This window comes from uncultured Thermanaerothrix sp. (assembly GCF_938028735.1).
Taxonomy (GTDB): Bacteria; Chloroflexota; Anaerolineae; order Anaerolineales; family Anaerolineaceae; genus Thermanaerothrix.
Map to the genome: position 1 here is coordinate 26,890 of NZ_CALIMF010000014.1, position 21,699 is coordinate 48,588.

Below are 21,699 nucleotides of genomic sequence, written 5' to 3' on the forward strand. Positions count from 1 at the left end.
GGCCGGCTAAATGCCGGCCTTTTCATCTTTCCGGGCTCGCTCAATTTCCATGCGCACCAATTCACGCCGCAGGACTTTGCCCACACCAGTACGGGGTAAAGCCTGTACAAATTCGATGACCTCAGGTACCTTGTAACGAATCATATGTCCTAGGCACCAACGCTTCAAATCCTCAACCTCCAGCCTGATCCCAGGATCCGGAACAACCCAGGCTTTGACAACCTCGCCTTTTTGAGGATGAGGTATCCCCGCCACCGCAACCTCTTTTACTCCTGGGTAGGCTGCAAGGATCTCTTCTACTTCCCTTGGCCAGACCTGAAAACCTCCCACTTTAATCAGATCTTTTTTGCGATCCACCAGGTGGAAGTAGCCTTCTGCGTCCATATAGGCAATATCTCCTGTGTAAAGCCAACCCGATTGCAGAGCCTGTGCAGTTTCCTCAGGACGCCGATAATAACCTGCCATCACTTGAGGTCCACGAATGATCATCTCTCCAGCCTCACCTATATTACAGGGAGTTATACCATCTTCTAAACTGACAATGCGGCAATCCACATCGGGGAGAGGCAAACCAATTGAGCCAATCCGATTTTCACCGAACATGGGATTACAATGAGTAGCGGTTGGCGCTTCTGAAAGACCATATCCTTCCATTACCTTCCCACCCGTCAGTCGCTCGAACTCCTGCTTGGTTTCACGCAATAGAGGGGCTGATCCCGAAATACATGCTTTGACAGAAGAAAGATCAACTGCTCTCGCCAAAACGCTGGGATGACGGTTAATTGCCTGATACAACCAAGGGACACCCGGAAAAAGCGTAGCCCGGTATGCCTGAATATGATGGATCACCTGATCGGTGTCCCTTGCATCAGGAATTAGCACTAGACTGGCCCCCAACGCTATTCCCACACTCATGGCAATAACCATTCCATAAACATGGAAAAGGGGGATGGCCGCTAAGACCACCTCATTGCCTTCTTGCATTCCTACCAACCAATGGCGAAATTGCAGGGTATTGGCCACCAGATTCCGGTGCAATCCGATCGCTGCTTTGGGAGTCCCCGTTGTGCCCCCGCTGTACTGAAAAACGGCTACATCATCAGGGCCCAATATAGGCAAAGCAGGCAGTCCTTCGAATCCCGCGTGCAATAATTCAGATAAAGCCATTTCACGCTCACTGCGTAACAAGGCCCTTCCCTTTTCGGGAGGCTCTGACCAAATCTCAAGCCCTCTCAAATCCTCATCATCGGTGAGAATCCAACGCTCCAAAGGAGTATATTCAGAAAGAGAGACCAGTGTCTCTCTCAGCGCGCGAACCCCTATAAGGGTCTGGATCCCTGCGTCGGCGATCTGGTAGGCCAACTCACGTTCTCTATAGGCTGGATTTAGTGCTACTACAATGCCACCTGCCTTTAGAACGGCAAAAAAAGCGATCACAAACTGAGGCGAGTTAGGTAATGCTAGCCCAATACGCTCCCCTCTATGTACTCCCAACTCTCGCAGCCACCGTGCTAGGTGCGTGCTTATGGCTTCAACTTGAGCATACGAAAGCCTCTGATCGCGATAGATGGTACAGGGTCGAAGAGGATAGCGCTGAGAGGCTTGCTTTAGAAACCAGGGGAGTGCTACCTCAGGGTAGTTAATTGTATACGGAACACCCCGATCATAATGCCTTAACCAGGGTCTTTCCATCGGCCTTGCTCCTGTTTCTCAGATACCTGGGATTGGATCTTTCTTTCATCTTCTCCACAATAAATCTGCCAGGCTCGCTCATCCTCTATCAGAGCCAGAACACGTTTCACCGTCCATTCATCCACTTCGAGCCAGTGAATACGAGGATCATCTTCACGAAACCACGTCGCCTGACGGCGTACAAAGTCCCGAGTGCGCCGCTTGATTAGGGTTACAGCCTCATCCAGCGAAATTTTCCCCTCTAAATATTGAATAATTTCACGATATCCAATCGCCGTCAAGGGGGGCAAATCGGGGGAATACCCCTTAGCCAGCAACGCCTGTACTTCGCCTACCAACCCTTGATTCAGCATTTGCTCAATTCGTTGATCAATACGTCTGTAAAGTTCCGGCCGTGGGCGTTTTAAGCCGATGATCAAAAACGAATAATGAACTCCCCCGCGCCGCCGTTGGGCCGAAAAGCGCTTTCCCGTTCTAAAAATTACCTCCAATGCCCGGATGGTTCGCCGAACGTTACGGGGATCAATAGATTGCGCCGCGACAGGATCTAATAGTTCTAATTTCTGATGCAGGGCATTAGCACCAACTTCTTGCGCCCACCGTTCTAGTACGTGCCGTAATCGGGTATCTGGTGCTTGGGGAGGAATCTCCCACCCCTCAATTATCGCCCGTATATATTGCCCCGTTCCTCCCACGAGAAGGGGCAATTTTCCCCGCCGATGAATATCAGCGATAACGCGCACGACCTCGCGCTGGTAAAGCGCCAGATTCCATATCTCGTCAGGTTCCGCCACATCAATTAGATGATGGGGAACGTGCTGGCGCTCTTCCACCGAAGGCTTGGCCGTTCCGATGTCCATACCACGGTAAAAAAGCCGCGAATCCGCAGACACAATCTCAGCATCCAAATGCTGAGCGACTTGGATGGCTACCTCAGTTTTACCCACCGCAGTCGGGCCAACAATGACAACCACTGGGTAGGGAATCTCACGCCAAGACATCTTCAATCCATATCACTTCTGGAGAGGTATCACCCGTCAGCCGACGGATAGCGATCACATCAATCCGCCAATCTCCCTCAAATTCTGGATGCTGTTCTAGATAATACAGAGCCGCTTTCAAAAGACGCTCACGCTTCCTGGGGGTAAGGGCTGTCTCAGGCCATCCAAATGTGTCTGAAGCACGCGTCTTAACCTCTACAAAAACAACCTCGTCGGCTTGCCTAATCACTAAATCAAGTTCTCCATAAGGAGTGTAAATGTTTCGTCCCAGAACTTCAAAACCACGTTCGGTCAGAAATGTGGCAGCCAAGCGCTCACCCCAAGCGCCTAGTGAACGATTGTGGGATTTCATAGCGGTTCTCAACCTTGATTTTAACCTACCTTTACCATATTCTCAAAATTGGTCTTCGGTTTGGAAATTTCTCCCTTCTGTGCTAAACTCTGGATATATCTCTGAAGCGAAATGATTTTGTTTCAACCTAGTTTCTTGCTATTGACAGTTTTCCTCCTACTCGCGCTAGCAGGGTGTACCCAGGCAACCTATCCTTGTCCTGATCCCGCGGGTTGCTTCGTGATTCAGTCACAGGAAACTATTCAATTTGGTGTCATCGCTCCTCTCAGTGGTGACCGATCCTGCCCTGAAACAAGAAACATCCTTGAAAACCTAAATCGGGTGATTAGCAATAAAAAGATTAAGGGGCATTCTCTTGCATTGAGCATTTGGGACACCTACAGTACAGATGAGTCTATGGAAAGCGCCCTGGTGGAATTTTTCTCGCAACCGACGCTTATAGCTGTCCTAGTGCTTCAATGCCAGAACAAGGCGCGAGAGGAGCCTTCAAACCCATGGATAAAAAACGTTTACCCACTCCTCACTGAGCCGTCACATCTTATAGAAGGCATTGCACATTTGGACTCACTCGCTGTACTCGAAGGGAACGATCTCATCATCCCCCGCGGTGCTTGGAGGATGAGTATAATCGGAGATCAAGTATTGAATGGAGACGAGTAATTATTATGGCGACAGGAGAGGTAATTGCCATTGGGACAGAGTTACTCCTTGGAGAAATCCAGGACACCAACATTCGCTTCATTGCGCGTGTCTTTCGCGACTTGGGCATCGACATGTATCGAGCAAACCTAGTGGGGGACAATGCAGCACGCATTGCACAACTTGTTCAAGAGGCACTTCAGCGGGCTGAGGTGGTTATTACCAGCGGGGGGCTGGGTCCTACAGTGGATGATCCCACCCGCGAAGCCATTGCCATGGCCTTTGGGGTGCCATTGGAATTTCGCCCAGAACTTTGGCAACAAATTACAGAACGCTACCAACGCTTTGGCCGTTCCCCTGGAGAAAACGCACGTCGCCAAGCCTATATTCCAAAAGGTGCGGTGCCCATTGAAAACCCAGTAGGTACGGCACCAGCGTTTTATTTCGAAACAGGTGAGCGCGTGGTGATTAGCTTACCCGGTGTCCCCCGTGAACTTGAATTTCTAATGGAAAAAACCGTCATTCCCTACCTTCGCCAACGCTTTGGCCTACAGGGGATCATCAAAACACGCGTACTGCGAACTGCCGGTGTTCCTGAGTCTCAAATAGATGAATGGTTGGCAGACTACGAACGTTTTAGTAATCCAACGGTAGGGCTCTCGGCACATCCCGGCATGGTCGATATCCGTATCACTGCCAAAGCCGCCTCAGAGGCTGAAGCCGATCAAATGATTGAAACCCTTGCTAGCGAGATTCGCCCTCTCTTAGGTCAAGCCCTTTATGGTGAAGACAATGAAACCCTTGCCAGCGTAGTGGCGAAACTGCTACGCACACTGAATTGGTCACTCAACCTACTTGAGTGCGGTTTAAATGGCGCTCTCACCCAAACCATTGAGCATGCTCTTGATAAATTCAATGCTGAAATTAGACAGGCCCCTTGCCCAGAAGAGAGACCCTCTGTAGAGGGGGAAAGCGCGCTATTTGAAGAACCAGCTGACGTTTTCCTGATTGCAAGTCTAAAAGGTGATCCCGATAAAGCTGAGCTTGACTTATATCTTAGAACGCCAGGAGTACAGAAGTCTGAAAAACGCTATTTTGGCGGTCCCCCGTTGAACCGCCCTATTTGGGCTACCAATGTGACCTTGGACTTTTTGCGCCGCACCTTAATCCAGTATCTACCATAGAATTTGATCTCATTTTAGGAGTTTTTCACTTATGCAAACCGCTGATCTGATCCTGAAAAACGCCATTGTTCTAACCATGGACGACGCTTTCCGCACATATGAGCCTGGCGCATTAGCCATCCGAGGAGACACTATCCTGGCCGTGGGTCCAGAGAACGAGATCCTTACCCAGTATACCTCCCTCCAAGCCATTGATTGTCAGGGCAAGGTTCTTTTGCCCGGATTAATCAACGCTCACACCCACGTACCCATGACCCTGCTTCGCGGCCTGGCAGACGACCTCCGGTTAGATGTTTGGCTCTTGGGTTATATGATGCCAGTAGAACGAGAATTCGTCTCTCCTGATTTTGTCCGCCTAGGTACCCAAATCGCTTGTGCGGAGATGATCCGAAGCGGTATAACTGCCTTTGCCGACATGTACTACTTTGAAGATGAGATTGCACGAACCACCGCTGATATTGGTATGCGCGCTGTGTGTGCAGAGACGGTGCTTAAGTTTCCCACTCCTGATGCCCAATCATTTGAAGAGGCTCTTGCCTATACCCGTGAATTCATCCAGCACTGGAAAGGACATCCCCTGATCATCCCCGCCATTGGTCCACACGCCCCTTATACCTGTACAGCAGAAATGCTGCAAGCAGCTGCTGAACTGGCAATGGAGTTTGATGTTCCCCTCCACATTCACGTTTCCGAGACTCAGCAAGAAGTGGAGACCATGCGACTTGAACAGGGAATGCCGGTGGTTCCCTATATCAAGAAACAAAACGTGCTTCAGGCAAAAGTCATTGCAGCCCACTGTGTTCACATCGATGAAGGCGAAATTCGCACCTTAGTTCATCACAATACAGGGGTTGCTCACAACCCATCTTCGAATTTAAAGTTAGCCTCCGGCATTGCACCGGTAAAGCGCATGCTGGAACTAGGAGTTAACGTTGGTATTGGCACCGATGGCCCAGCGTCTAATAACGATCTGGACTTATTTGAGGAAATGCGCTTGGCTTCATTCCTCGCCAAGGGTGCTAGCGGTGACCCAACCGCGCTGCCCGCGCGCCAGGCCCTAGCCATGGCAACCCGCCTCGGCGCTAAAGCCCTTCACATAGGTCACCTTGTTGGCTCACTTGAGCCCGGCAAGCGTGCCGACTTGATCTTAGTAGACTTACGAGCACTGCATAATTCACCCCGCTTTCATCGCGACCCTCAAGGCATATACGCCCAACTCGTTTACGCCGCCAAATCAACGGACGTGACTGACGTGATGGTCAATGGGCGTTGGCTAATGCGCGATCGCGAGCTTCTTCGCCTCAACGAGGCGGATCTCATTCGTGCTAGTCTTGATTATGCCCGGCGCATTGATGCCTTCTTGATCCAGCGTGAACAATCTCTGCTCTCTAAATTACTCGCCTTGGGTGAAGAAACTGCGGAAGAGGAATCCTTTGAAGTACAGGCTAAGGTCCTGGTTGAGGACCCACTGGCAATTCGTCAAACCATTGAAAGTCATCCGGAAATTGAAATTCTTCGCCGCCGCCATTACCAGGAATATGATACCTACTTCCTCTTTAGCCCACCCGAGAATAGTCGGCTGCGCTTTCGTGAGGATCACTTTGTTGAAGAAGACGGGCGTGTTTCTCGCGTACGTACCCGGTTAACTCTGATTGGCCCTAGTCGTGAAGGTCAATTTCCAAAACAGGTTTTGCTCTCCCGTAGTCGTTATCTGGCTACAGCTACCCATAGTCTTCGCTTCTACCGTGAGTACTTCAAGCCCCAGCAGATTGTTGAAATTGAAAAAGAGCGCTATCGTTACCTGGTGCGCTTTCAAGGAACAGAGTTTTTCGTCAATGTAGATAGTGTGAAGCACCCACCGCTGGGCACTTTCCTGGAGGTAAAGAGCCGCACCTGGAGCCGCAAGGATGCGGAGCAGAAATCCCAGCGCATGATAGACTTAATCCAGCAATTGGGAGCTTCTCCTGAAAACGCCACTTCTCAGGATTATATTGAAATGATTCTGGAGAGCAACCTCTCGCTTCAATCGTGACCGAGGTCTTGATGGAATCTGTGCCCTCCTCATCCCCCCTGCATGTGCTCTTTTTGGCTGCTGAAGCCACTCCTCTAATTAAAGTCGGGGGCCTGGCAGATGTAGCCGGCTCTCTACCCCGCGCCTTACGCCGCCTTGATCCACCCTTATGTGATGCACGCCTGGTACTCCCTATGCACGCAGGCCTCGCCGATAGGGTGGAGACACGCCACCTCTTCACCGAAGTGAATATTGAAACGCTCACGGGCGAGATTCTCCCGGCTTCTATCTACCAGGCAGACTATCAAGGCCTCCCGCTCTACCTGATCAGTGGCCCACCCATCCCCCCTGATGCGCCGGTTTACTCTGGTGGCGAAGCGGACGGCGACAAATTCGTCTTCTTTTCATTGGCTGCTCTTGCTCTGACCGAGCAACTGGCTACCACTTGGGGAAACATGATCCTTCACGCGAACGACTGGCACACTGCACTGACGATCTATATGTTGCGCATGCGCCAAATCGAACATCCAGCTCTCAAACATGTACGTACCTTGCTCACCATCCATAACTTACCTTTTATGGGACAGGAAGCCCGCCCCGCTTTACAGCGCTTCCAAATCCCCCCTGCCCACCTAACAGCATTACCTGAATGGGCCCAAAGCCTGCCCCTCCCGATGGGACTATGGGCAGCCGACCACATTAATACAGTTTCTCCAACCTACGCTGAAGAAATCCTGACCCCTGAGTACGGTTGTGGGTTGGAAACGTTTCTGCAGGGGCGCAAGGAACACCTAAGTGGTATTTTGAACGGCCTGGACGAACAAGAGTGGGATCCAGCCAAGGATCCTGCATTGGTCAACCGATACACCTGGCAAACACTTCACCAACGCCAGATCAACAAGCAAGCACTGCTACACGAAATGCAACTGGATCGCCAAATGCAGACTCCGCTCCTGATCATTATCAGCCGCCTGGACCAACAAAAAGGAATTGACATTGCTCTAGACGGCTTAATGCAGCTGCACAATCAGGCTTGGAACCTAATTATCCTTGGTCGCGGTGACCCAGTTTTGGAAAACAAGTGTCATGAATTTGCCCGAACTTACCCTGAGCGGGCTCGTTTCATTCAGCGGATCGATATAGAACTAGCTCGGCGCCTTTATGCCAGTGGCGACATCCTGCTGATGCCCTCGCGATACGAACCCTGCGGACTGGCCCAAATGATCGCAATGCGCTATGGGTGTATTCCTTTAGCACGCGCCACAGGGGGATTGAAAGACACCATCGATGATGATCCTACGCTCCAGCGTTCTACAGGCTTCCTTTTCAAAGAAGCCACCCCCGAGGCTTTTGCTCAGAAACTCCATGAGGCTCTGGATTGCTTTCACAATCCCACACTTTGGCAGGAGATTCAAAAGCGGGCCATGCAAAAGGATTTCTCCTGGAAGCGCTCAGCCCGCACTTACTTTGAACTCTACAAAAAGTTACTTAACTTATAACGAATTTCAGCACTCCTGGAGGACCCTGCATGAAATTTACACGCGCATCCGGCATCATTTTACACCCCACCAGCCTGCCCGGCCCAGACGGAATTGGCGACCTGGGACCCGAGGCCTATCACTGGATTGATTTCCTAGCCGACTCGCAATGTTCTTTATGGCAAGTGCTTCCCCTTGGTCCAACCGGCTATGGGGACTCTCCTTATCAATGCTTTTCCGCCTTTGCCGGAAACCCTTATCTGATCAGCCCCCTTTTGCTTTATGAAGAAGGATTGCTACAAAAGGAAGATTTAGATCGGCGTCCTACCTTTTCTGACGACTTCGTCTCCTTTGGAGAGGTCATTCCCTGGAAACTTTATCTGCTAGAGCGAGCGTTCCATCATTTCAGACACAACCCCACTCCATGGGCTGAGGACTTTGAGGCTTTTAGACATGCTCAAGCCTTTTGGTTAGAGGACTTTTCCATCTTCATGGCGCTCAAAGAAACACACGGAGGGGCTCCCTGGAACCAATGGGAGGCACCGCTACGCCAACGGCATCCTCAGGCCTTAGAAGAATTCAAAAAGCAGCATAGTGAATGCATCGAGCGCCACCAATTTTCTCAGTTCCTGTTCTTTCGCCAATGGGAAGCTTTGCGCGCCTATGCTCATAGTAAAGGAATTAGCATTATAGGTGACATTCCCATATTCGTTGCCTACGACAGCAGCGACGTTTGGGCCAATCCTGAGCTTTTCTACCTCGATTCGGCAGGCAACCCAACTGTTGTAGCCGGTGTGCCCCCGGATTATTTTTCACCCACCGGTCAGTTATGGGGCAATCCGCTTTACCGCTGGGATTACCATGCTCGCCATAATTATGCGTGGTGGATTGAACGTATTCGTGCCACCTTGCAAGTCGTGGACATCATTCGTCTGGATCATTTTCGAGGCTTTGCTGCCTACTGGGAAGTACCTGCCGGCGAGCCCACCGCAGAGAAGGGGCAATGGGTACCCGGCCCTGGGATCCCTTTCTTTGAAGCAATTCAGGATGCCTTGGGAGATCTGCCATTTATTGCCGAGGATCTGGGCGTGATTACCCCAGATGTGGTCGCAATACGAGAGCACTTTGGCTTCCCGGGGATGAAAATCCTGCAATTCGGTTTTGAGGGTGGTCCTGAGGACCCCTTCCTACCTCATAACTATGAAAAGAATTGTGTGGCCTATACTGGCACCCATGATAATGACACTGCACGAGGGTGGTACGAGCGCGTGGACGAGAAATCCCGGGATTATGCCCGCCGCTACCTAGCCTGTAAGGAGCAAGACATTGCCTGGTACATGATTCGAGCAATCTGGGGATCGGTCGCCATCATGGCCCTGACCCCCATGCAAGACGTTCTCGGCCTTGGGAATGAAGCACGCATGAATTACCCCGGACGACCTTATGGGAACTGGGCGTGGCGTATGAAAGCCACCGACCTGACCCCTGGCCTGGCCGAGCGCTTGGCTGAGATTAACTTCTTATTCCGCCGCAACCCTACCCCAACCGCTTCTGAAGAAATCTAACTAGGAGGATTAGCCCGGGAGGCGAGGTAAATACCCAGCAGAATGACCCCGCCTCCCAAAACTTCACTCCAGGTGGGCATCTCCATAAGAAACAGGGAGGCCAGAATTATCGTCCCCACTGGTTCGCCCAAGAGTCCCAAAGTTACAAAAGAGGCGGGCAGGAAGCGAAGGGCCCAATTAAACGCTGAATGTCCCACGATTTGAGGAATAACTGCTAGAGCCATTAAGTACATCAAAGCATGAGGCGAGTAAGGCCATAGAGACTGGCGGGTTATAACTGCAAACCCCAAAAGCACAATCGCAGCCACACCATATACAACTGTAATGTAAGGAAGTAAAGATAACTTAGGACGGACCCGCCGTCCTGCAATCATATAACCCGAGGCAAAAAATGCCCCCGAGAGAGCCAGCAAGTTTCCGAGCCAGATGGTACTTTTCTGATCCGGGTTCACCCACCCACAAATTAATCTCAGTCCCTCTATCCTACAACTCTGGTGAAGCCCAATCCAAATTCCCCCAATCATTGCCAAGACCAACCCCAGCCAGACCTCTTGGCGGTTTTTTTCACGCAATAGCAAGGGAGAGAAAAGCGCCACCCACAAAGGTGTAGTGGTCACCAAAACGACAGAACTGGCCACGGTGGTGTACTCAAGGGAAGTGATCCAAGCAGCAAAGTGACAGGCTAAAAAAAGCCCACTTGCTAGAACCCATAAGCGTTCACGGGCGGAAAGAGGGGCAAACTCTTTCTGCCGCCAGCCCACTGGCAACAAAAGGAGGGTAGCAATCCCAAGACGGTATGCCGCAATAACCAGCGAGGGGACTTCGCGTTGGGCAAAGCGAATTAGGATGGAAGCCGTCGAAATAGCGAGAATTCCTAATAGAAGGACAAGATAAGGAACAACAGACGAAAAGCGCCCTTTCACAGTGTCTTTTATCCTGGGGATTCTCACCCTGCATCGGTTGATACAAAAATCGCTCCCAAGGGGAGACAACAACCCTTAGGAGCAAAACAACTAACCAAACCTTCCTTCACAGATCAGCAGTAAGCACATCCTGAATGTGAGGCATGGCCCAGTCAATAATTTCCTGGGTGATGATCAAAGGAGGCGCAAATCGAATAACATGTTCATGCGTTTCTTTGACCAGGATACCTCGCTCGCGCAATGCCTCGCAATACCGTCGCACATTACCCAACTCGTGCTTCATCTCTACCCCGATCAAGAGGCCCTTTCCCCGCACCTCCTGGATATATCGGGGAGGGATCTCGGTCAAACGTTCCAGGAAGTACTCTCCCATTCGGGCTGCATTTTCAATCAACCCTTCTTCAGTGATCACACGCAGAGCTGCCCGCGCAATCGCCGCCGCTAGAGGATTGCCCCCAAAGGTAGAACCATGCTCACCCGGTTGGATTAACCCCAAAACCTCGCGATCTGCAAGCACAGCCGAAACAGGATAGAAACCGCCTGAAAGGGCTTTTCCAATGACCATAATATCCGGGCGTACCCCTTCGTGATCACAGGCAAATAACTTACCTGTTCGTCCCAACCCGGTTTGGATCTCATCGGCAATAAAGAGCACATGATGGCGACGACAAATCTCACTAACCTGTTTTAAGTAACCCTCGGGTGGGACTCTGACCCCCCCTTCTCCCTGGATGGGTTCCAGCAGTACAGCAGCCGTGTTCGGGGTAATTGCTTGTTCGAGGGCAGAAGCATCTCCATAAGGAACGGTCACGAAACCAGGAGTGAAAGGTCCAAAATCGTCTTTATACAAAGGTTCAGAAGAAAAAGAAATCACCGTAATTGTGCGCCCATGAAAATTCCCCTCCGCCACAACGATCTCGGCATCATAACGAGGGATTCCTTTAACCTGATAAGCCCACTTCCGGGCTACTTTGATCGCGGTCTCTACAGCCTCTGCCCCGCTATTCATGGGCAACACCATTTCATACCCAGTGAGATCAGTGATTTCCTTGTAAAAAAGGGGCAATTGGTCATTCCGGAATGCGCGCGAGGTCAGGGTAATTCTCTTCGCCTGTTCAATCATGGCCTCCAGGATACGCGGGTGAACATGCCCCTGGTTGAGAGCAGAGTAAGCGCTCAAACAATCGAGATAGCGCTTCCCTTCAACATCATAAACCCACACTCCTTCACCCCGTGTAAGTACCACATCCAGGGGATGATAATTGTGCGCGCCATAGAGCTCTTCCAGTTCAACTAATTCGTGTGTTTTTGTCACCATATCTTTTCACCCTTGACCGTTTCAGCTCGCCAGTAACTTAACCAGAATAGCCTTTTGGGCATGCAAGCGGTTATGAGCCTGCGGAAAGATGCGCGAATGCGGTCCATCTGCAACTTCATCCGTCAATTCCTGACCGCGGTGAGCCGGCAAGCAGTGCATGACAATCACATCCGGACGTGCTTCAGAAACTAACGTCGCATTCACCTGGTAAGGTGGGAAAACCGCCTCACGTTTTTTAGCCTCAGCTTCCTGTCCCATACTGGTCCAGGTATCCGTATAGATCACATGCGCATCGCGCACGGCCTCATGAGGATCGCGCAGGAAACGCAAGCGACTGCCGCTGGTAGATGCAAAAAATTGGGCCAGTTCAACGGCTTGCGAAGGTAAGTCATAACCCTCCGGACAGGCAATCGTGAAGTTTGCCCCCAACTTTGCGCAGATATGCATCAAGGAAACGGCTACGTTGTTACCATCACCCACAAAAGTGACATTTAACCCCTTTAGACTGCCAAATTCTTCCTGGATTGTTAAGGCATCGGCCATCGCCTGACAGGGATGGTTATAATCACTCAACCCATTAATAACCGGCACGCTGGCCCATCTTGCCAATTCCAAAACATGTTCGTGGGCAAATACCCGTGCCATGATTGCATCCACATAACCCGAGAGCACACGCGCCACATCGGCGATAGATTCACGTTGACCCAGACCAATCTCATTAGGTGAGAGATAAAGGGCATCGCCCCCCAGATGACGCATGGCCATATCAAAACTCACCCGAGTACGTAGGCTGGGTTTTTGAAAGATCATTCCCAGCACTTTGCCCTTCAGCAGAGGCGGGTTCCCTCCAGCCTGCCATTCTTTCTTGAGCTGGATGGCCAGATCCAACATGGCTTGTAACTCAACAGGAGAATAATCTGAGACATGAATAAAATCGCGCTTCATGGCTTGCTCCAGTCCTCTCTGGGAATAATTTACATGCAAAGTATATCATGAGCAAAACCAATTTTCCCATACAGGCGGGCAATGCTTCAAAAACCTCTAGGGACATTGGATAATTCCCTGGGCCCAAAAACACCCTCCACAGGTTGGAAACGGATTGCGCAAACAATCCTCCTCATTCGATTCTGAGAGATCACACCCCCCACAAAAGGTACAGGGTGAAAAACTAAAGGCCTGGACCCGCTCCCGAAAAGCAACATAATCGGGTGCCATCCATATCTCCTGGAGAGATTGCTTGCCAAGCGTCCCCACTGAATAGGCTCGCACTTGCCGGGGTTTTCCATGCAAATATGTGGTATGAGAGCGCAAGAGCACAATGCATGGACTGATCCGTCCGTCCCAGCCGATCACCACGCTACCTCGTTCAACAAAAGGGCAATGATCGCAGGTCTGGCTCAAGTTGATGCCACCAAATTCAAGGTTCCAAAGACCACTCCAAGCCAGATGCAGTGCTTTTTGCACCGCCTCTGAAGCCTCTAAATCCATTTTGGGGAAACGCAACGTGGGCAACCAAGGTGACTTAAAGTAGGTAATGCTCTTCGGTGAATAAACATACAATCGCTCTCTATCCATTTCCTCTGTATAGGGATAGACATTGCTGACAATAAAATGCACCGCCCCCAGTTTTTGTCCCAATTCAATCACCTGGGGAAGTTCATGCAAATTGCTTTGCATTGCCACAAACACAATTCCAATTTGGGGCGTAGGCTTATGGCTAGGGGGACGTAGAGCCCTGAAGGTTTGAAGGTTCTCAATCACATGCTCCAAAACGGCCCCTTGCCGGATAGCCTGATATTGAATGGGATCCGCCGCATCCAGTGAAAGCCACAGCACATCTAATCCCGCCTCAATCAGCCCTTTAGAGCGTTCACGGGAAAGCAGGGTTCCATTCGTAATAATCTCGACACTTGCCCCTGTTTGTTTCAATCGCCATACCCATTCTACAATTTTGGGATGAAAAAGAGGTTCTCCTAACCCACTGAGACATACCGAAGGCTTGGGTTCCAGATCCCAGAGATCCGATTCCAAGCGTTGAAAAACCTCCTCGCCCATGAAGCCCATTGGCTCATGCCAGGTGCGACGGATACACATGGCACAAGAAAGGTTGCATTGATTTGTCACCTCCAAGTAAATCCGGTTCAATTGAAGCGGAGAACGGTTCAATCGAAGCGCATTTTGATCTTCTGAGACCACAAACCTTGCCCCTGGTCTCACACCATACATCTTGGCCAGAGGATCGGGAATGACCAAGCGCCCATCTTCATCCACATAACCCCATAGAGTCATCGCAATCCATCCCTTACATCAAAAACCATCGGCCGGCAAGACAACTTACCGTCTCACATGCTTCATGTTAATAGCACCCAGCTCGATCCAATAAGTGTCGAACATCATGCCTAATCCTGCTGACCTTCCGCATCACTTTTGTTCAATTCGTGTTATCCTTAATTCCATCCACAGGAGGATCTATGGAACGTAGGGCGAAAATCGTTGGCACAATTGGTCCAGCCTCGGAAAGTGAGGAGACGCTTCGTCATCTGATTGAAGCAGGGCTTGATGTCGCACGCCTCAATTTCTCCCATGGCACACATGAAGAACATGCAGCTCGTATTACCGCCATTCGCAAAATCTCTCGAGAACTTGACAAACCCATTGCCATCTTGCAAGATTTGCAAGGCCCCAAAATGCGCGTGGGCGATTTACCCAAAGAGGGGATTCCCCTAAACGTTGGAGAGAAAATCTTATTAGCCCCCAGTGAACAACTGCGTGACTCTGCCCACCATTTTAGTGAGCACACCCTTATTCCTATGGAAGTTCCAAACTTGGCCCGTGCTGTACAAAAGGGCAATCGAATCCTGCTCGACGATGGTCACCTGGAGTTGGAAGTCCTTGACGTCAAAGATGGCATCATCGAAGCCCAAGTCATACTAGGGGGCATCTTATACCCGCATAAAGGCGTCAATCTACCGGGAGTTTCGCTGGGGATCCCCTGTTTTACCGAAAAAGATCGCGCTGACCTGGAATTTGGTCTGCGGGCCGGGGTGGACGTGGTAGCTATCAGCTTTGTGCACACAGCAGAAGACGTAGAAACGGTACGCAATGCCATCCGCCAGATGGCCCCAGAGAAAGCCGACACCCCCATCATCGCCAAATTAGAGCGTCCCCAAGCCATTGAGAACCTCCATGAGATCATCCATGTAGCCGACGGGGTCATGGTAGCCCGAGGTGACCTGGGAGTAGAAACCTCCCCCTCTACTGTGCCGATTATTCAAAAGCGCATTATTGATATGGCCAACCGCCACGCTAAATACGTCATTACCGCAACCCAAATGCTCGACTCAATGATTTCCAACCCCCGCCCCACCCGAGCCGAAGCCTCGGACGTTGCTAATGCTATTTTCGATGGCACAGATGCTGTGATGCTCTCGGGCGAAACCGCAAGCGGTAAATACCCGATAGAAAGCGTCAGAATGATGGATAGCATCATTCGGGAAGCAGAAGCCAACGCCAAAACCTGGGGGCACTACGCCACCAGTCCCGTTGATGCCAGCGAAGAGAATGCTTTTGCCATTACCCGCGCTGCGCGAGAACTTGCTCACGATCGCCAGGCCGCCGGGATTGCCGTTTTTACCCAAACCGGAAAAACTGCTCTACTGATGTCGAAATCCCGCCCAGAAGTACCCATTCTCGCCTTCACGCCCGAAGAACGTACATACCGGCGGCTGGGAATGTACTGGGGTGTAACCCCGTTCCTGGTGCCATTCTCCTCAACGGTTGAAAGCTTGATCCTGAGCCTAGAGGCTGCCATCCGTTCGGCCACGACGATCAAACCGGGACAACAGATCGTTGTGATCACTGGCTTTCCAGTCGGGTTACGGCGGCCACCTAACTTTGCCCTGCTCTACACTATAGGAGAATGGGATGCCATTCGCTCCCATCCTCGGGTATAATATTTTTACTCTGGTTTTCTAAAAGGACTCATTCGATGGTTATTATAGTAGCAGATACAACCTCCACGATTCCCACTGAGGAAGCCAAGCGCTTAGGCATCCCATACATTCCCCAAATTATTGTAATTGGGGATGAGACGTATCGGGATGATTACGAAATGGACTCAAAAACATTCCTGCAGCGCTTGAAAACCTCGCCAGTACTGCCCAAAACAGCGGCGCCTCCTCCCGCCCTCTACTACCCAATCTATCAGGAATATGCCAAACCCGGCAACACAGTTATTGTTCTTGCCCCTTCTGCAGAGGTTAGTGGCACCTACCGAAGCGCAGAGGTGGCTGCTAAGGACTTTCCCGGAGCAGATATTCGGATCGTAGATACACGTACCATTGGAGCCGGCCTTGGCACCCTTGTACGCCTAGCTCATCAATGGGCCCAAGCAGGCGAGAATGCCGATACCATCATTCAGCGGGTAAAAGAATGGGCCGTCCGTGAGCGGGTTTACTTCGTTGTGGATACACTAGAGTATTTACATAAGGGCGGTCGGATCGGCGGTGCTCAAATGCTAGTGGGTAGCCTCCTCCAAATTAAGCCCATTCTACAGTTCAAAAATGGCCGCACCGAGCCTGTGGAATCCCAGCGCACAAAACGCCGTGCTTTAGAGCGGTTGAAGGAACTTGTGTATAGTGAGTGCCCTCGCAACGATAATGCGTTCCTTACCGTCATGCACGGCGATGCGCAAGAAGAAGCCCAACGACTATCCGAAGAGTTTAAGACTACTCTTGGCCTGTCTAACGTTCCTATCTGTGATCTGCCTCCTGCCATTTTGGTCCATGCCGGTCCGGGTGTGCTAGGAGTGAGTTACTTTACCGCCGCCTAGTATGCTACAGCGCTTCTTCGAGGATTGCTGCCAATTCCTCGGCGGTAAGGACAATGGGGTTACCTTTCATACTGCTGGCACGCAAGCCCCTTTCTACAACGGTGGGGATATGTTGCCGGGTCATCCCATACGCTGCTAAACCGGGGATGCCCAGCGTACTCACCATTTCTTCTAACCAGGTCACCCCGTCTTCTGGCTGTGCTTCCTCACGTCGGACCAACCACCTTGCAATCTCACGGTAACGATCTAGAACCGAGTTTTCAGGCTGACGGCTACGCAAGGCTTGCAGATTGACACGCGTAACCAATGGCAATAATCGCGCACAGATTGCCCCGTGGGGGGCCTTAAACATGCCGCCAATGGGGGCTGCCAAACCATGCACAGCCCCCAAGCCTGCATTCGCCAGAGCAAGCCCTCCCAACAAACTCACCCAAGCCATGGCTGTTCGCGCTTCTCTGTCACTGCCATCCCTAAAAGCGGCCAAGAGGGCCCAACCAGCTCGCTGCAGCCCTTCCCGGCAAAACAAATCGGTCATTGGATTAGCACGCACAGAAACATACGGCTCCAGGACTTGGGTTAATGCGTCCATGCCGGTGTAAGCCGTAATTTGAGAAGGCAGAGAACACGTTAATGCGGGATCCACCAACGCCACGGTGGGTAGCATCAAAGGGCTTCTCAGACTGACCTTAATCTCTGCCTCCGGCACACTTAGAACGGCATTCCGAGTTACCTCCGAGCCAGTGCCGGCGGTGGTTGGTATGGCCAAGCATGGCGCGGCCGGCACTGTAAGCGCCCGTCCTGAACCTACCACCTCGAGATAATCTTCTAAACGTCCGGGGTTAGTCAACAGTGCCGAAACTGCCTTGGCGGTATCTAGAACACTTCCTCCCCCAAAACCGATAACCCAATCACACCCTGTTGCCCGCGCTTGGTCCACGGCTTGCCTGACCAGATCTACAGATGGCTCTTCCGTGACCACAAATTCCTCAACACCAACCTGACTTTGAGCCAATAGCTCTTTTAGGCGTGGTAAATCAGGGTGCATCTTACCCCGTACCAGGAATGCCCGATTTCCCAAGGTCCTGGCAATATCCCCACATTCCTCCAAAACTCCCCACCCGAAACGAATTCGCTGCGCCGTAGCAAATTCAAAAGGCTTCATTTCCACGCCTCATCACTAGGGAACAGGTTGATATAACGGATACCTTGACGCGGTTCCGCCATCATTTCTGCAACCGTGTCTCGCCATTTTTGGTAATGAGCGGTCTCTCGATGCTTTGCCTGGTCTTCGGGCTGGCGGTAAATTTCCACTAGGACAAATCGAGTTGGGTCCTCTACCTGTTGCAATACGTCGAAGCGCACAATCCCCGGTTCTTCGATACTATGGCGAGCGTTTTCCAACGTGGCCACCTTAAAAGCATCAAGTGCCTCTTCCTTCACATGGACGTGAACGAGAACAATGTGCATAATCAGCCTCCCTTCGAGCCCGTTTGGAATTCATGATAATTTTATCGCAGGCTCACCTGAGGATTTGATACAATTGCCAAGAAGAAGGTTACTACTCCTATGAACCTACCAATAGAAATTCTTTTCGAAGATGAACACCTTCTAGCCGTTAACAAACCCGCTGGGATCTTGACAATTCAAGATGGGTACGATGCGGCGAAACCGTTTCTTAGTCACTTGCTGAGTGAGCATTTCGGCCGCCTATGGGTTGTCCACCGGCTGGATCGCGACACCAGTGGGGTTTTGCTCTTTGCGCGCAATGCACAGGTCCATCGGTCTCTCAGCCTTCAATTTGAACGTCGTCAGGTTCAAAAGATTTATCATCTAATCACCTACGGACATCTGGCTCAGGAAGAGATTGAAGTTACCCACCCCCTAAGGGTTGACGCTGACCGCCGTCACCGTACAGTGGTAGATCCCTTTCGAGGCAAGCCGGCTTGTACGATTTTTCGCATTTTAAAACGTCTTGAGAACGACTTTCTGCTCCTCGAGGCCCAACCCTTAAGTGGCTACACGCATCAAATTCGAGCTCACTTGAGTGCTTTAGGCTTACAAATTCTTGGCGATAAACTTTATAAGCCCCACCCTGTGCCTCCGAATCGGCCTATATACCCCTTGGCTCCCGATTCACCTGCCACTCAGCGTGTCGCGCTTCATGCTTTTGCACTGTCTTTCCGCCATCCTCAATCGCCGAGGAAGAGAATAACCCTGATGGCCCCCTACCCATCCGATTTCACTTCCCTGCTCGAAATTCTCATACCTGCTTAAAGCAAGAGCATCCCGGGGGTACCGGGACACTCTTACCACTGGCCTCTCAAAGTGCCATTACTCTAGCTCGGGCACAGGGCGTTTGCTCTGGTAAATTGCCCAGACCATACCCACAAAGAGAATCGCAATGGCTACCCAGATCACGGGGTCGCCCAAACGAGCCCGTACAATGAGTGGTGCAGCTAACAGGCTAACTAGGTTAACCACTTTGATCATTGGGTTAAGGGCAGGACCAGCCGTATCTTTGAGCGGATCGCCCACGGTATCACCAACAACTCCGGCTTTATGCCGTTCGGACCCTTTGCCAGTATTTTGCTCTAGGTTGCGCGGTTCATCCTCAATAGCTTTCTTGGCATTGTCCCAGGCCCCACCAGCGTTTGCCATAAAGACGGCCAATAACTGCCCACTCAAGATCACACCCGCTAGGTAGCCGCCCAAGGATTCCACCTGCAAGATCAAACCGACCAGTAGTGGCATGGCAATCGCAATAATTGCTAGTGGAATGAGTTCCTTCTGGGCAGAACGCGTGGAAATCGAGACTACGCGAGCGTAATCGGGCTTGCGTGTTCCCTCCATAATGCCTGGGATCTTAAACTGATTTCGTACTTCTTCCACAATTTGGCTTGCTGCTCGTGAAACAGCACGGATAGAAAGTGAACTGAAAAGCCAGGGAAGTGCACCGCCCAGTAAAAAGCCAATAAAGACTGTGGTATCCGAAACCCGAATGGCTTCCAATGCTCCCGGCATGACACGATTGACATCTGTGATATAGGAGGCGAACAAACTTACGGCAGCAATAACCGCTGAGGCAATGGCAATGCCTTTTGTAATCGCCTTAGTGGTATTTCCAACCGCATCTAGATCCGCCATAATCTGACGGGCCTTGAGCGTGACCTCATCCGTCAAATCATGCCATGCCATTTCGGCAATGCCATTAGCATTATCCGAAATCGGTCCATACGAGTCCATCGCCACATTGTTACCGGTATGACTGAGCATACCGATGCCAATCATTGAAACTGCATACAGAACAAACTGAGGCCCATCTGCCTGATAAATGAGCAAAGCACCCACAAAGGAAATCGCAATCACAACTAGGGCCCACACACTCGATTCCATGCCCACCGCCAGGCCCGAAAGAATGGTGGTCGCGGGGCCTGTTTTGGTGGCCTTGACAATTTCCTGGACGGGCGCGCGTTTTGTGGAGGTGAAATACGAGGTAAGGGGGTTAAATGCCACTGCCAATCCTACCCCCAGCGTAGTCAGTAGCCCCAGGCGCCAGTCATGGGCGTAAAAAACAGCCAGCAAGAATGAGAAAAGAATGGTGTTAACACTGGAAACCTCATACGAGCGGAACATGGCTTCTTCCGCATCGTGAGCACGGAGGAGCTTAAGTGGGAAACGCTCCCAAATTGGTACCGTGAAAGTACCGATAATGGAACTTATCACGCCAATGGCCCGAATGAGGAGGGGATAGACAATCCATTTAATTTCCCCGGTGCTTTCAAACAGCGCCAAACCCAAAATGAGTGCCGAAACAATGGTCACCTCATAAGATTCAAAGATATCGGCCGCCATCCCAGCGCAGTCACCCACATTATCCCCTACCAGATCCGCCACAACGGCGGCATTACGCGGATCATCTTCTGGAATGTCCTTCTCCACTTTTCCTACCAGGTCGGCGCCAACATCAGCGGCCTTGGTATAAATTCCACCTCCTACACGCATGAAAAGGGCCAGTAAAGTTCCACCGAAACCAAAGCCAAGCAAGGCATCTGGCGCCGCACGACCAAAAACGATGAAAATGAGCGTCCCTCCCATTAGCCCCAGGCCATCGGTGAGCATTCCAGTAATCGTACCGGCATAGTAAGCCACGGTGAGAGCCTCGTTAAAACTACGCCGGGCTGCTGAGGCTGCCCGCACACTAGCCTGAATTGCCATGCGCATGCCCAACTGCCCAACCAGAAGCGAGAAGGTTGCTCCCATGATAAACGCAATGGTACGCCCAAACGCAACAATGAGCACCACATTACGTTCACCCAAGTACCCAAACTCACGCTGAGCCTCTGGGGTAGGCTCTACGATGGCTACGCTTAGGAATAAAGCGATGGTCAAAAGGGCAATTGCAGGTAAGATGGTACGCAACTGCCGATTGAGATATCCCTCTGCCCCCTGACGAATGGCTTCCCATACTTCCTGCATTTGAGGCGTTCCTTTGTCATAACGCACGACCTTGGAACGCAAGAACCAAGCATAAAGCAAACTGATGACGGCGACAACCAACACTCCAAGCACGCCCAGTTGCTCAAACGGTGTTGTCAAACCGTGCCTGGAAAGACCCAGTATATCCATACTAGCCTCCAAGAAGATGTGTGGGGTTTGGCCTTAAGCAAAAATCAGATGGAATAACATTACCTCCGATTTTTGCCCT

Annotated in this window: 17 protein-coding genes; 7 read left to right on the forward strand and 10 right to left on the reverse strand. The window is 51.2% G+C overall.

Annotated elements, in window-relative coordinates; all coding sequences use genetic code 11:
* Positions 1–6: 6 nt before the first annotated feature.
* Genes Q0721_RS07865 through Q0721_RS07875 form a run of 3 tightly spaced genes read right to left on the reverse strand, consistent with a single transcriptional unit; the run spans position 7 to position 3,045 of the window.
* On the reverse strand, positions 7–1,692 hold the full coding sequence (locus Q0721_RS07865) for a long-chain fatty acid--CoA ligase (protein WP_299027913.1): 1,686 nt from the start codon (positions 1,690–1,692) through the stop codon (positions 7–9).
* Positions 1,674–2,693, reverse strand: a complete 1,020-nt coding sequence (miaA, locus tag Q0721_RS07870; protein ID WP_299027916.1) for a tRNA (adenosine(37)-N6)-dimethylallyltransferase MiaA — start codon at positions 2,691–2,693, stop codon at positions 1,674–1,676. Before miaA ends, Q0721_RS07865 begins: the two co-directional genes overlap by 19 nt.
* The gene (locus Q0721_RS07875; RefSeq protein WP_299027918.1) at positions 2,680–3,045 is read right to left on the reverse strand and encodes a YraN family protein; all 366 of its coding nucleotides are present in this window, start codon (positions 3,043–3,045) and stop codon (positions 2,680–2,682) included. Before Q0721_RS07875 ends, miaA begins: the two co-directional genes overlap by 14 nt.
* A 665-nt stretch (positions 3,046–3,710) precedes the next feature.
* On the opposite strand from Q0721_RS07875, the gene Q0721_RS07880 reads away from it, so the two are divergent.
* From Q0721_RS07880 to malQ, 4 genes are read left to right on the forward strand one after another with little or no spacing between them, the layout of a single operon-like run.
* Positions 3,711–4,868, forward strand: coding sequence for a CinA family nicotinamide mononucleotide deamidase-related protein (locus Q0721_RS07880; RefSeq protein WP_299027921.1), 1,158 nt, complete (start codon positions 3,711–3,713; stop codon positions 4,866–4,868).
* Positions 4,869–4,899: 31 nt separating this feature from the next.
* Positions 4,900–6,900 carry an amidohydrolase family protein gene (locus Q0721_RS07885; protein WP_299027924.1) on the forward strand — a complete coding sequence of 667 codons (2,001 nt, stop codon included), beginning with the start codon at positions 4,900–4,902 and terminating at the stop codon, positions 6,898–6,900.
* A gap of 11 nt (positions 6,901–6,911) precedes the next feature.
* On the forward strand, positions 6,912–8,378 hold the full coding sequence (locus Q0721_RS07890; RefSeq protein WP_299027927.1) for a glycogen synthase: 1,467 nt from the start codon (positions 6,912–6,914) through the stop codon (positions 8,376–8,378).
* Between the two features lie 29 nt (positions 8,379–8,407).
* On the forward strand, positions 8,408–9,922 hold the full coding sequence (gene malQ / locus Q0721_RS07895; RefSeq protein WP_299027930.1) for a 4-alpha-glucanotransferase: 1,515 nt from the start codon (positions 8,408–8,410) through the stop codon (positions 9,920–9,922).
* On the opposite strand, the gene Q0721_RS07900 is transcribed toward malQ, so the two are convergent.
* The 4 genes from Q0721_RS07900 to Q0721_RS07915 all read right to left on the reverse strand — a co-directional run bounded on the left by Q0721_RS07900 (position 9,919) and on the right by Q0721_RS07915 (position 14,452).
* A complete protein-coding gene (locus Q0721_RS07900; protein ID WP_299027933.1) occupies positions 9,919–10,845 on the reverse strand; it encodes a DMT family transporter in 927 nt (308 codons plus the stop codon). The genes malQ and Q0721_RS07900 overlap by 4 nt on opposite strands.
* 106 nt (positions 10,846–10,951) lie before the next feature.
* Complete coding sequence (rocD, locus tag Q0721_RS07905) at positions 10,952–12,163, reverse strand: ornithine--oxo-acid transaminase (RefSeq protein ID WP_299027936.1); 1,212 nt, start codon at positions 12,161–12,163, stop codon at positions 10,952–10,954.
* A 21-nt stretch (positions 12,164–12,184) separates the two neighbouring features.
* Complete coding sequence (argF, locus tag Q0721_RS07910) at positions 12,185–13,108, reverse strand: ornithine carbamoyltransferase (RefSeq protein WP_299027938.1); 924 nt, start codon at positions 13,106–13,108, stop codon at positions 12,185–12,187.
* A gap of 96 nt (positions 13,109–13,204) precedes the next feature.
* Complete coding sequence (locus tag Q0721_RS07915) at positions 13,205–14,452, reverse strand: radical SAM protein (RefSeq protein ID WP_299027941.1); 1,248 nt, start codon at positions 14,450–14,452, stop codon at positions 13,205–13,207.
* A 182-nt stretch (positions 14,453–14,634) separates the two neighbouring features.
* On the opposite strand from Q0721_RS07915, the gene pyk reads away from it, so the two are divergent.
* Both pyk and Q0721_RS07925 read left to right on the forward strand, forming a co-directional pair.
* Positions 14,635–16,116, forward strand: coding sequence for a pyruvate kinase (pyk, locus tag Q0721_RS07920; protein ID WP_299027944.1), 1,482 nt, complete (start codon positions 14,635–14,637; stop codon positions 16,114–16,116).
* Between the two features lie 35 nt (positions 16,117–16,151).
* A complete protein-coding gene (locus Q0721_RS07925; protein WP_299027947.1) occupies positions 16,152–16,994 on the forward strand; it encodes a DegV family protein in 843 nt (280 codons plus the stop codon).
* Between the two features lie 4 nt (positions 16,995–16,998).
* On the opposite strand, the gene Q0721_RS07930 is transcribed toward Q0721_RS07925, so the two are convergent.
* Together Q0721_RS07930 and Q0721_RS07935 are read right to left on the reverse strand one after the other, a co-directional pair.
* Positions 16,999–18,156: an iron-containing alcohol dehydrogenase gene (locus Q0721_RS07930; RefSeq protein ID WP_299027950.1), complete on the reverse strand. Its 1,158-nt coding sequence runs from the start codon at positions 18,154–18,156 to the stop codon at positions 16,999–17,001.
* Positions 18,153–18,461: an antibiotic biosynthesis monooxygenase gene (locus Q0721_RS07935; RefSeq protein WP_299027954.1), complete on the reverse strand. Its 309-nt coding sequence runs from the start codon at positions 18,459–18,461 to the stop codon at positions 18,153–18,155. The genes Q0721_RS07930 and Q0721_RS07935 overlap by 4 nt, the downstream gene beginning before the upstream one ends.
* Before the next feature lie 99 nt (positions 18,462–18,560).
* Here Q0721_RS07935 and Q0721_RS07940 point away from each other — a divergent pair, with 99 nt between their 5' ends.
* Positions 18,561–19,268 carry an RluA family pseudouridine synthase gene (locus tag Q0721_RS07940; protein WP_299027959.1) on the forward strand — a complete coding sequence of 236 codons (708 nt, stop codon included), beginning with the start codon at positions 18,561–18,563 and terminating at the stop codon, positions 19,266–19,268.
* 57 nt (positions 19,269–19,325) lie between these two features.
* Here the strand turns inward: Q0721_RS07940 and Q0721_RS07945 are convergent, their stop codons facing one another.
* Positions 19,326–21,620 (reverse strand): sodium-translocating pyrophosphatase, encoded by a 2,295-nt coding sequence (locus Q0721_RS07945; RefSeq protein ID WP_299027962.1) that lies wholly within the window; start codon positions 21,618–21,620, stop codon positions 19,326–19,328.
* Positions 21,621–21,699: the final 79 nt, after the last annotated feature.

Bases quoted from the DNA above. Each gene is read 5' to 3' on its own strand.
- Q0721_RS07885 (WP_299027924.1), top strand. From the start codon at position 4,900: ATGCAAACCGCTGATCTGATCCTGAAAAACGCCATTGTTCTAACCATG.
- rocD (WP_299027936.1), bottom strand. From the start codon at position 12,163: ATGGTGACAAAAACACACGAATTAGTTGAACTGGAAGAGCTCTATGGC.
- argF (WP_299027938.1), bottom strand. From the start codon at position 13,108: ATGAAGCGCGATTTTATTCATGTCTCAGATTATTCTCCTGTTGAGTTA.
- Q0721_RS07940 (WP_299027959.1), top strand. From the start codon at position 18,561: ATGAACCTACCAATAGAAATTCTTTTCGAAGATGAACACCTTCTAGCC.
- Q0721_RS07915 (WP_299027941.1), bottom strand. From the start codon at position 14,452: ATGACTCTATGGGGTTATGTGGATGAAGATGGGCGCTTGGTCATTCCC.
- Q0721_RS07945 (WP_299027962.1), bottom strand. From the start codon at position 21,620: ATGGATATACTGGGTCTTTCCAGGCACGGTTTGACAACACCGTTTGAG.
- Q0721_RS07925 (WP_299027947.1), top strand. From the start codon at position 16,152: ATGGTTATTATAGTAGCAGATACAACCTCCACGATTCCCACTGAGGAA.
- Q0721_RS07880 (WP_299027921.1), top strand. From the start codon at position 3,711: ATGGCGACAGGAGAGGTAATTGCCATTGGGACAGAGTTACTCCTTGGA.
- Q0721_RS07875 (WP_299027918.1), bottom strand. From the start codon at position 3,045: ATGAAATCCCACAATCGTTCACTAGGCGCTTGGGGTGAGCGCTTGGCT.
- miaA (WP_299027916.1), bottom strand. From the start codon at position 2,693: ATGTCTTGGCGTGAGATTCCCTACCCAGTGGTTGTCATTGTTGGCCCG.
- Q0721_RS07890 (WP_299027927.1), top strand. From the start codon at position 6,912: ATGGAATCTGTGCCCTCCTCATCCCCCCTGCATGTGCTCTTTTTGGCT.
- Q0721_RS07935 (WP_299027954.1), bottom strand. From the start codon at position 18,461: ATGCACATTGTTCTCGTTCACGTCCATGTGAAGGAAGAGGCACTTGAT.
- pyk (WP_299027944.1), top strand. From the start codon at position 14,635: ATGGAACGTAGGGCGAAAATCGTTGGCACAATTGGTCCAGCCTCGGAA.
- Q0721_RS07865 (WP_299027913.1), bottom strand. From the start codon at position 1,692: ATGGAAAGACCCTGGTTAAGGCATTATGATCGGGGTGTTCCGTATACA.
- Q0721_RS07930 (WP_299027950.1), bottom strand. From the start codon at position 18,156: ATGAAGCCTTTTGAATTTGCTACGGCGCAGCGAATTCGTTTCGGGTGG.
- malQ (WP_299027930.1), top strand. From the start codon at position 8,408: ATGAAATTTACACGCGCATCCGGCATCATTTTACACCCCACCAGCCTG.